The organism is Shewanella sp. 11B5 (genome assembly GCF_002836795.1).
Taxonomy (GTDB): domain Bacteria; phylum Pseudomonadota; class Gammaproteobacteria; order Enterobacterales; family Shewanellaceae; genus Shewanella; species Shewanella frigidimarina.
Genome location: NZ_PJAP01000222.1, coordinates 1 through 10,653 on the forward strand (window position 1 = coordinate 1; position 10,653 = coordinate 10,653).

The window sequence follows — 10,653 nt, forward strand, 5'->3', positions numbered from 1 at the left end:
TCGCGGCGAAATAGCCCCTTCTATTGGTTCATCTATTCGTCCCAACCTTACCCAGCAAGTGAATAACACCACCGGTGCTGATTTTAGTCAGTTACTGTCTCAAGCAGTGGGAAGCGTCAATGAGCTACAACAATCATCGGCAAATTTAGCGACTCGTTTAGACATGGGCGACACCACGGTGACCTTGTCTGATACCGTTATTGCGCGTGAGAAAGCTGGCGTTGCCTTTGAGGCCACAGTGCAAGTACGTAATAAGCTTGTCGATGCTTATAAAGAAATTATGAGTATGCCTGTTTAGTCGCAGACTGTTTTTGAGCACTAAATAACATAACAACATTAGATATAGCAGGTACGTATTGTGAGCACAGACATTATGGTAGGTTCGGGTTCAACAGCCGATGGCGGTGTCCAACAAGAGAACAAATCTGGACTTCTTGGTGGCGTTGGTGGTGCAGATATGATGCGTCAAGTCATCATGATTCTGGCACTAGCGATATGCCTTGCTTTGGCTGTTTTTGTGATGATGTGGGCCCAAGAGCCTGATTATCGCCCACTTGGGAAAATGGAAACAGCTGAGATGATCCTAGTCTTAGATGTGCTTGATAAAAACCAAATCGATTATCAAATAAACGTCGACGTGGTAAAAGTGCCTGAAGACAAATATCAAGAAGTGAAATTACTGCTCAGCCGTGCAGGTGTTCAAAGTAGTACTCAAGCAAATGATTACTTAAACCAAGATAGTGGTTTTGGTGTCAGTCAGCGTATGGAACAAGCGCGCTTAAAACAAAGCCAAGAACAAAACCTAGCCAGAGCCATTGAAGAATTAAAAAGTATTAGTCGTGCGAAAGTGATATTAGCGTTACCAAAAGAAAATGTTTTTGCCCGTAATGCATCTAAACCCAGTGCCACAGTAGTAGTCAATGTACGTCGTGGTGGCTTGGGCCAAGAAGAGATTGATGCCATTGTTGATATCGTAGGCTCAGCAGTTCAAGGGCTTGAACCTGCTCGTGTTACGGTAACTGATTCAAATGGGCGTTTACTCAATTCCGGTAGTCAAGATGGTGCGTCCTCTAGAGCACGTCGTGAGCAAGAGCTCGTACAACAGCAAGAGGCTGAATACCGTAAGAAAATCGAGTCAATCTTGATGCCAATTTTAGGCCCTGAGAATTTTACTTCTCAAGTCGATGTGAATATGAACTTTACCGCAGTAGAGCAAACGGCGAAGCGTTTCTCACCTGATTTGCCGGCGATTCGTAGTGAAATGATCATTGAGAGAAATTCGTCTGGTCAAAACTCTGGCGGTATTCCTGGTGCGCTAAGTAATCAACCACCAATGGAATCTGATATTCCGCAAGTGGCAGGTGAAGCGACAGCTTCAACCATGTCTGGTGACTCTTCAAAAGAAGCCACGCGTAATTATGAATTAGACACTACCATCAGCCATACTCGCCAACAAATTGGGGTGGTTCGTCGTGTAAGCGTGTCAGTTGCGATTAACTTTAAACCCGGCCAAGTAGATGAAAATGGTGTGGTTGCTCGGGTACCGAGAACAGAACAAGAGTTAACTAATATTCGTCGTTTATTAGAAGGCGCGGTAGGTTTTAGTACTCAGCGTGGTGATGCGCTGGAAGTGGTAACCGTTCCGTTTATGGATCAGTTAATTGAAGCGTTACCTGAGCCAGATATGTGGGAGGAGCCTTGGTTTTGGCGTGCGATTAAATTGGCATTAGGCGCAATTGTTATTTTAGTGCTCATTCTAGCCGTAGTGAGACCTATGCTTAAGAAGCTAACCAATCCCAATGGAATCAACATGCCTGACGATATTCGTCCTGGACATGAGTTAGCTGAAATTGAAGATCAATATGCTGCAGATACCTTAGGTATGCTTAATACCAAAGAGGCGGAATACAGTTATGCCGATGACGGGTCAATTCAAATACCTAATTTGCATAAAGATGATGATATGATTAAAGCAATTAGAGCGTTAGTGGCAAATGAGCCTGAACTTTCCACTCAAGTGATTAAAAACTGGTTACAAGACAATGGCTAATGAAAAAAAAGATAAAGCAGCTAAAGCTGAGAAAGCAACAGGATTTGATCCTGATTTAGTGACAGGTGTTGAAAAGACTGCAATTTTACTGCTTAGCTTGAGTGAAGCGGATGCGGCGTCAATTTTAAAACACTTAGAGCCTAAGCAAGTGCAAAAAGTGGGTATGGCGATGGCAGCCATGGAAGACTTTGGTCAAGAGAAGGTCATTGGTGTTCACCAACTATTTTTAGACGATATTCAAAAGTTCTCTTCCATTGGCTTTAACAGTGAAGAATTCGTCCGTAAAGCGTTAACCGCAGCATTGGGTGAAGATAAAGCCGGTAATTTGATTGAACAAATTATCATGGGCAGCGGCGCTAAAGGTCTTGATTCATTAAAATGGATGGATGCACGTCAAGTGGCCACCATTATTCAAAATGAACATCCGCAGATTCAAACTATTGTATTGTCGTATTTAGAACCCGATCAAGCTGCTGAGATTTTTAGTCAATTTCCTGAAAATACCCGTTTAGATTTGATGATGCGTATTGCCAACCTTGAAGAAGTTCAGCCAGCGGCATTGCAAGAATTAAACGACATTATGGAAAAACAATTTGCCGGTCAAGGCGGTGCGCAAGCGGCTAAAATGGGCGGCCTAAAAGCGGCTGCTAATATCATGAACTACCTCGACACTGGTGTTGAGAGTCAAATCATGGAAACCATGCGTGAGTCAGATGAAGAAATGGCGCAACAAATTCAAGACATGATGTTTGTGTTTGAAAACCTCATTGATGTTGACGACCGTGGCATTCAGGCCTTGTTACGAGAAGTGCAGCAAGATGTACTGATGAAAGCACTCAAAGGGGCTGATGAAGCCTTGAAAGAGAAAATTCTGGGTAATATGTCTAAACGTGCAGCAGAATTGCTTCGTGACGATTTAGAAGCCATGGGACCAATACGTATTAGCGAAGTTGAAGTCGCACAAAAAGAAATTCTGTCTATTGCCCGTCGACTCAGTGACAGCGGTGAGATTATGCTAGGCGGCGGCGGTGGTGACGAGTTCTTGTAACCACTCCTATATTCATTAATGTGACAGTAATGGCGGGTATTTCTATTTGGATATCCGTCAGCTATCTGTATTATTAGGTCGTACACCTAATACCGTTGCTACGGTTATTATTTTTGTTTTGAGCCAATGTTTTTAACAACACAAGTGATGAATTATGCCTGAATCAAAATCGCCTAAAGATGCACTCAATACGGATAGCGAGTATGAATTTAGTCATTGGCAATTACCTGATATTACCAAAGATAGTAGCCTAGAACCTTCAAATTTGTTCGGTCAGTTTTCTGAGGCCCACACGCCTACTCCTGTTACTGGGGCTGAGAAATCTATGGCGCCACCCACCATGGCGCAAATTGAAGACATCCGCGCTGCAGCTGAGCAAGAAGGATTTGAACAGGGTAAGCAAGAAGGTCATCAACAAGGATTAGAGCAAGGCCGTTTAGAAGGACTGGAGCAAGGTCATCAACAAGGTTTTACTCAAGGCGAACAACAAGGATTAGAAGCTGGGCAAATTAAAGCCAATGAACTTATTGCACAACTTAACCACATTATTTCCCAATTCGAGTTGCCACTTTCCATCTTAGATAACGAAATTGAAGCTGAATTATTGGCCATGACAATCAGTTTAGCCAAATCGGTTATCGGCCATGAACTTAAGACTCACCCAGAACATATATTATCGGCTTTACGCCAAGGTGTTGACGCACTTCCATTGAAAGAACAGCTGGTTAAATTACGCTTTAATCAGGCAGATGCTGAACTCGTAAACCAATGTTACAGCGCTGAGCAACTGCAAAAAAATCAGTGGCAAATCGATATTGATCCGACGTTAGCTAATGGTGACTGTATGATTGAAAGTGTTCGATCTGCTGTCGATTTACGTGTAGAGCAGCGTATTAGCCAAGTGTTTAGTGAATTAGACGCTCAATCGAATCAGTTAGCAAAAAATGTCCAGCAGCAAAAATCAACTCATCCACAATATCAAACCACATCTGTCGATAATTTGAGTGAACATCAGCAAGCCGCTGAGCTTGCTGGTAGAACCGATAGTACAGAAAACACCGATAGGGACGAGATTGGCCAAGGTGATGTTGAAGAACTTGGCGCAGAGATGGGCGCTGATACCGTTACTGAAACGTTAGAACAACAAGTTGATGCTTCTTCGGCAGCGTCAATTGATGCTGAAGATTTTGATGCGGAAAGCTCTGATGCAGCGGCAACTCTCGACACTAGCACGACGTACAATACAAGTGCGCCTCTCAATATAAATGCACAAGCTGACACCTCAATAGCTAATAAAGTGGCTGATGCTCAGCAACAGACGAAAGACCTATCTCAAGGAAATACCGATGAGCACTCGTCAACATAAACTACTTAACAAATTTGCGGTACATCATAAACACGTGTTACCGCTGCGACCGGTTGCAAGTGGCCAGTTGGTTAGGGTTGTTGGTTTAACGCTTGAAGCGACAGGGTGCCGCGCACCTGTTGGTAGTTTATGCTCTATTGAAACCATGGTTGGTGAGTTGGTTGCTGAGGTTGTCGGCTTTGATGACAAGTTACTTTATTTAATGCCTATTGAAGAGCTTAGAGGTGTATTGCCTGGCGCTCGTGTAAAACCTTTAGGCGAACAATCAGGATTAAATGTAGGTTTATCATTATTAGGTAGAGTATTAGACGGTAGCGGCGTTCCGTTAGATGGTTTAGGCCCGCTTAATACAGATCAACATGCATCACGTCATGGTCCTTATATTAATCCATTATCTCGACGAGCGATTACTGAACCGTTAGATGTTGGCGTTCGTGCTATCAACTCGATGTTAACGGTTGGTAAAGGGCAGCGAATGGGCTTGTTTGCTGGTTCCGGTGTGGGTAAAAGTGTGCTGCTTGGCATGATGACACGAGGATCGAAAGCCGACATTATTGTGGTGGGGTTAGTGGGCGAACGTGGCCGTGAAGTTAAAGAGTTTATTGAGGAAATCTTAGGTAAAGAAGGTCGTGCGCGCTCAGTCGTTGTGGCTGCACCTGCGGATACTTCTCCGTTAATGCGCTTACGAGCCTGTGAAACGTCCACTCGTATCGCTGAGTATTTTAGAGATTTAGGTTACGATGTACTATTGCTGATGGACAGTTTAACGCGTTACGCACAAGCACAACGAGAAGTCGCTCTTGCTGTAGGCGAGCCACCTGCCACCAAAGGCTATCCACCTTCGGTATTTGCTAAATTACCGCGCCTGGTTGAGCGAGCGGGTAACGGCGGTGCCGGACAAGGTTCAATTACCGCTTTTTATACGGTATTAACCGAAGGTGATGACCAGCAAGATCCTATTGCCGATGCTTCTCGAGCGATTCTAGATGGCCATATTGTATTATCTCGTCAGCTTGCTGATTCGGGTCATTATCCCGCTATTGATGTGGAAGCATCGATTAGCCGTGTCGCGCCGATGGTGATTAGTGAAGAACACTTAGAAGCGATGCGTAAAGTTAAACAGATGTATTCACTGTATCAACAAAATCGCGATCTGATTTCAATTGGCGCGTACTCGCAAGGCAGCGATCCTAGAATTGATAATGCCATACGTTTACAACCTGCAATGAATGCTTTTTTGCGGCAGGGATTTAAAGAACCGATGACGTTTGAAGAAAGCCGAGTCATGTTGACTCAAATTGCCGCACAGTGTCAGGGATAATATCAATGACTCGAACTGACCCACTATTGACGGTTTTGAAGTTAGCCACCGCCGCAGAAGATCAAGCGGCATTACAGCTTAAGTCTGCGCAATTTGAAAAACAAAAACGCCAGGGCCAGTTGGATGCACTAAATAACTATCGTTTAGATTATATGAAACAGATGGAAGGGCACACCGGTACTACATTACGTGCTAACCAATACCATCAATTTCATCAATTTATTCGCCAAGTAGATAGTGCAATCACCCAGCAAGTTGCCGCTGTTAAAGATGCCGAAAAACAGGTGGGTTATCGTCAAATTCATTGGCAAGAAAAACAACAAAAACGCAAAGCGGTAGAAATGCTATTAAGCCAAAAAGCAACTAAAGCGATGGTAATAGAAGCTAAACGCGAACAAAAAATGTCGGATGAATTTGCTATGCAGCAATATTTTCGTCGAAATCTTAAATAGTCCTACCAGTCAAATGACTCTCTAATCCTAATATCGTTTACGCTTAACTTTTTCGTTACTCTTTTTGTATGTTTAATCACTGAAATGTTATTCAGCCAATGCGTATTGGCATTTAAATTGCTTAATAACAATGATTGAAATAAAAATCGTCAGCGAAGCGACAGTGAATAACTCTTTATGAGGTTTTCACAATGACCTTATTGATATAGCGAAATAAACCGTTATATGACGCATAAGGTTTAAATACAGAGCTATTTATTAGACGACCAATAACTTAACCTTGTTTGATTGAGTGGAGCAGATTATGCAGCAGATGAGCAATATCTTACTTGGCAGTAGCAGTAAATCTGCCGATGTGAGTACGAAGGGAAATGTACAAGATGTTGAAAATACATCATTCTTATCTGCTTTCAATCAGGCGAGTGAATCCGATCTTGTTATACGGCGTAGTGGTAATACAGCGCAGGTGTCAATTGATACAGACGTTGACAAAACCAGTGTTGCGTTAGCAAACGAGTTGTCTACCGAAGAAAATGCAGATGCGGAATTGATTTTTGCTCAACTTAATATGGCCGATTCATTTAATAAACGTCATTCCTCTGGCGGAAATGAATTGCCGCATGTCGATAAATCTGACGTTTATTTTGACGCAGCAGTTTCCACAGAACCTGAAAGTAACACTGCAGATGTGGATCTTGATAGTGATCTTATTGAACTTGAAGCTGATGTTTCTTCTATTAAAGATGTTCTTTCTCAGCTTAGTCCAGAAGACCTCGACAACTTAGTGGCATTTGCCGATTTATCTATACAGGATATTCAAGCTCTAGACTATCAAGAGTTAAGCCAATTACTTAGTGACTTCAATTTACAAGCAACGGTTATGACTAGCAGTGATGAATTGTCTTCTAGCACGCTTAATAGCCAACAATCCGATAGCGTGCTTAATAGTGAAGAACAGAGCCAATTTGATAAGTCTGTTGCCACAAGCGTGGCTGTTCAAGGTCAAGTAAGTGCGACAAACCTGAATTCAGCAACCGCTAAAGTCGATCAAACTGTAGCTTTACATTCTGGAGTTAGCAGTTCAGCAGCGTTAACTGAAGTTACGTCGGCGATGACAATTGATCCTGATACCATTTTAGGCGACAAAACTCGTATTGATGGCAACATCAAATTAGACACTGATAATGCCAAAATGCTAGCAAAAGCTGACTTTTCGGTGGTCTTAGATTCCTTAGCGACAAAACACGCCTCCGGTGATCCTTCAACCGCTGTAAATCAAACTAGTTTTGGATTAGATACACTGACTGACATCGGTGACACTGACAGCAAGGCGTTACAAAATCAGAGTAGCTTTACCTCGGTTCATAAAAGTGATGTTCCGCAATTTCAGCTATCGTTAAGACCACAAGGAGAACCAGGTGCTCAGATGCAAGAGATGATCCAGCGTTTTTCTCCGGTAATGAAACAGCAGTTAATAACCATGGTCAGTAATGGTATCCAACAAGCTGAAATTCGTCTTGATCCGCCAGAACTTGGACATTTAACGGTTAAAATTCAGATTCAAGGTGATCAAACTCAGGTACAGTTTCATGTAGCGCAGTCGCAAACCCGCGATATCGTTGAACAAGCGATGCCTCGATTACGCGATATGCTGGCTCAAGAAGGATTACAACTGACAGACAGCCAAGTGTCCCAAGGTGATGGTGGTAGTGAACAACCGCATGAACAATCATCTAATCAAGGTGGGGGAGACAGTCAGTTGGACGAAATTTCAGCACAAGAGGTCAGCTTGATGACAAATCCATCAAGGAGTTTACATTCAGCTATAGATTATTATGCTTAAGCAGGTAACCTATAGCAATAATATGACTTTTCAATAGAAGCTGACTACTTAGCTACGTTTTAATGTTAATCACAATGTTGATTAGGAACCAGAATGCCTGAACAAGAATTAGAATTGAATGAAGCCTCTGAAGGCGGTAAGAAAAGCAAAAAATTAGTCATCTTTGGTGGTATTGGTTTGGTGTTGGCTTTGCTTATTGGGGGAGGCGTGTGGTTTTTTATGGGCTCTGATGAACCTGAAAATACTGACTCTCAGACAGAAACAGAGACATCTACAGATGCCAAACCTATGTCGATGGAAGAAGCTAATTATGTCGGTATGCCGAGACCTTTCCTATTTAATTTGCCCGGCGTTGACCGAGCTAGACTGGTTGAAATTAAAGTTCAATTAATGGTGCGTGGTGATGATAGTGTATTGACACAAAAACATATTCCATTGATTGAAGATGCATTATTAACTACTTTTAGTGCTGCAGACGTACAAAAACTCAGTACCCAAGCCGGTAAAGATGAGCTACGTCAGTTAGCGTTACTCAATGTTCAAAATACGCTGCAACCAATAACAGGCAAGAAAGTTGTTGAAAAAGTCCTGTTTACTGGCTTTGTAATGCAATAACCAAAAGCATTAACTGCTAAGGCGATGATGTGAGTGATTTATTAAGCCAAGATGAAATTGATGCGCTATTGCATGGTGTTGATGATGTTGATGATGATGAGATAGAAGAGGACAGCGCTGATGCGCGTTCATATGATTTCTCTTCTCAAGACAGAATTGTGCGTGGCCGTATGCCCACGCTTGAAATCGTAAATGAGCGATTTGCACGGCATTTACGCATCAGTATGTTTAACATGATGCGCCGCGCAGCCGAAGTGTCGATCAATGGCGTACAAATGCTGAAGTTTGGCGAGTATGTGCATACTTTATTTGTGCCAACCAGTTTAAATATGGTGCGTTTCAGCCCACTTAAGGGCACTGCATTAATCACCATGGAAGCACGATTAGTCTTTATTCTGGTAGACAATTTCTTTGGTGGTGATGGCCGGTTTCATGCCAAAATTGAAGGCCGTGAATTTACACCAACAGAGCGCCGTATTGTGCAGTTGTTGCTTAAAATTATTTTTGAAGATTATAAAGAAGCATGGGCACCGGTAATGGATGTGGAGTTTGAGTACCTCGACTCTGAAGTGAATCCTGCAATGGCGAATATTGTCAGCCCGACCGAAGTGGTAGTGATTAATTCGTTCCATATCGAAGTTGATGGCGGCGGCGGTGATTTCCATATTACCATGCCGTATTCGATGATTGAGCCTATTCGTGAATTACTCGATGCCGGTGTTCAAAGTGATAAACAAGATACTGATATGCGCTGGTCGCAAGCATTACGTGATGAAATCATGGATGTGCAGGTCGGTTTTGATGTCAATGTTGTTGAACATGAAGTGACATTACGTGATGTTATGGGGTTTAAAGCAGGGGATATTATTCCGATAGATTTACCAGAACACATTATGATGCGAATTGAAGGTTTGCCTACTTATCGTTGTAAAATGGGGAAATCGCGCGATAATTTAGCATTAAAAATCAGTGAGAAAATTCCGCGGCCAGAAACGGTTAAAACAGAGATGCAATTAGTGACTCGCAAAGGCAAGTCGCGTGATATTTCAGATTTATAAGGTGAAGTAGAATGAGCACAGAAGATACAGGCGATGACTGGGCTGCAGCAATGGCAGAGCAAGCTTTAGAAGAAGCAGAACATGTCGAACTTGATGAGTTAGTCGATGACTCTAGACCGATTACGAAAGAAGAAGCAGCCAAGTTAGACGGTATTCTAGATATTCCGGTAACGATTTCCATGGAAGTGGGTCGTAGTTTTATTAGCATCCGTAATTTACTCCAGCTCAACCAAGGTTCGGTGGTCGAACTTGACCGTGTAGCTGGTGAGCCTTTAGACGTTATGGTTAATGGAACCTTAATTGCTCATGGTGAGGTAGTGGTAGTGAATGACAAATTTGGTATCCGTTTAACGGATGTTATTAGCCAAACAGAACGTATTAAAAAACTAAAATAACTAAAATAACTAAAATTATATTATAAACAATAATATAGCAAATATTAGCACGTGCTGAAGTTTGCTTGATTGGTTGCACAAACAAGGAATAGCAGTGGCGAATATAATACTAATGCTGAGCATTATGAGTGAGGCGTTAAGCGTCCCTGAAGTGTCTAGCACTCTAGCTAAAAATACCTCTGCTCACCCTGTTGAAGTGTCCAATGTGGCAACTTTGGCCAACATGGTTGGTGGATTAATTGTCGTATTAGCGATTATTTTTTTGTTAGCTTATATTGTAAAACGCCTTAAGTTAGTGCCATCAAGTGGCGGTGTGATTAAAACGATTGCAGTGACTTCCATCGGCCAACGTGAAAAAGTGGTACTGGTAGAGGTAAATGGCCAGCAATATCTACTTGGTGTAACCTCGCAACAGATTAATCTGATTGATAAGTTAGCCACTCCCGTCGACGTTCCCATTTCCTCGTTTGCTAGTCGTCTAAAACAAGCCAAGGAACAGCAATAA

At 42.5% G+C, this 10,653-nt stretch carries 11 protein-coding genes; all 11 read left to right on the plus strand.

Annotated features, from left to right (window positions below; translation table 11 throughout):
• Nucleotides 1–298 (plus strand): flagellar hook-basal body complex protein FliE (gene fliE / locus CXF78_RS02025; protein WP_102035823.1); only part of this gene is annotated, 298 nt, incomplete at its 5' end.
• Between the two features lie 72 nt (nucleotides 299–370).
• A complete protein-coding gene (gene fliF, locus CXF78_RS02030) occupies nucleotides 371–2,050 on the plus strand; it encodes a flagellar basal-body MS-ring/collar protein FliF (RefSeq protein WP_041413457.1) in 1,680 nt (559 codons plus the stop codon).
• Nucleotides 2,043–3,098, plus strand: coding sequence for a flagellar motor switch protein FliG (gene fliG / locus CXF78_RS02035; RefSeq protein WP_011636657.1), 1,056 nt, complete (start codon nucleotides 2,043–2,045; stop codon nucleotides 3,096–3,098). The genes fliF and fliG overlap by 8 nt, the downstream gene beginning before the upstream one ends.
• A 154-nt stretch (nucleotides 3,099–3,252) precedes the next feature.
• Complete coding sequence (gene fliH, locus CXF78_RS02040; RefSeq protein WP_102035824.1) at nucleotides 3,253–4,464, plus strand: flagellar assembly protein FliH; 1,212 nt, start codon at nucleotides 3,253–3,255, stop codon at nucleotides 4,462–4,464.
• Nucleotides 4,445–5,785, plus strand: coding sequence for a flagellar protein export ATPase FliI (gene fliI / locus CXF78_RS02045; protein WP_102035825.1), 1,341 nt, complete (start codon nucleotides 4,445–4,447; stop codon nucleotides 5,783–5,785). Before fliH ends, fliI begins: the two co-directional genes overlap by 20 nt.
• A gap of 5 nt (nucleotides 5,786–5,790) precedes the next feature.
• Nucleotides 5,791–6,237: a flagellar export protein FliJ gene (fliJ, locus tag CXF78_RS02050; protein WP_011636660.1), complete on the plus strand. Its 447-nt coding sequence runs from the start codon at nucleotides 5,791–5,793 to the stop codon at nucleotides 6,235–6,237.
• A 304-nt stretch (nucleotides 6,238–6,541) separates the two neighbouring features.
• The gene (locus CXF78_RS02055; RefSeq protein ID WP_102035826.1) at nucleotides 6,542–8,080 is read left to right on the plus strand and encodes a flagellar hook-length control protein FliK; all 1,539 of its coding nucleotides are present in this window, start codon (nucleotides 6,542–6,544) and stop codon (nucleotides 8,078–8,080) included.
• A 93-nt stretch (nucleotides 8,081–8,173) separates the two neighbouring features.
• On the plus strand, nucleotides 8,174–8,695 hold the full coding sequence (gene fliL / locus CXF78_RS02060; protein ID WP_102035827.1) for a flagellar basal body-associated protein FliL: 522 nt from the start codon (nucleotides 8,174–8,176) through the stop codon (nucleotides 8,693–8,695).
• Between the two features lie 29 nt (nucleotides 8,696–8,724).
• Nucleotides 8,725–9,753: a flagellar motor switch protein FliM gene (gene fliM, locus CXF78_RS02065; protein ID WP_011636663.1), complete on the plus strand. Its 1,029-nt coding sequence runs from the start codon at nucleotides 8,725–8,727 to the stop codon at nucleotides 9,751–9,753.
• 11 nt (nucleotides 9,754–9,764) lie between these two features.
• Nucleotides 9,765–10,148 (plus strand): flagellar motor switch protein FliN, encoded by a 384-nt coding sequence (gene fliN / locus CXF78_RS02070; RefSeq protein WP_011636664.1) that lies wholly within the window; start codon nucleotides 9,765–9,767, stop codon nucleotides 10,146–10,148.
• 94 nt (nucleotides 10,149–10,242) lie between these two features.
• A complete protein-coding gene (gene fliO, locus CXF78_RS02075; protein WP_011636665.1) occupies nucleotides 10,243–10,653 on the plus strand; it encodes a flagellar biosynthetic protein FliO in 411 nt (136 codons plus the stop codon).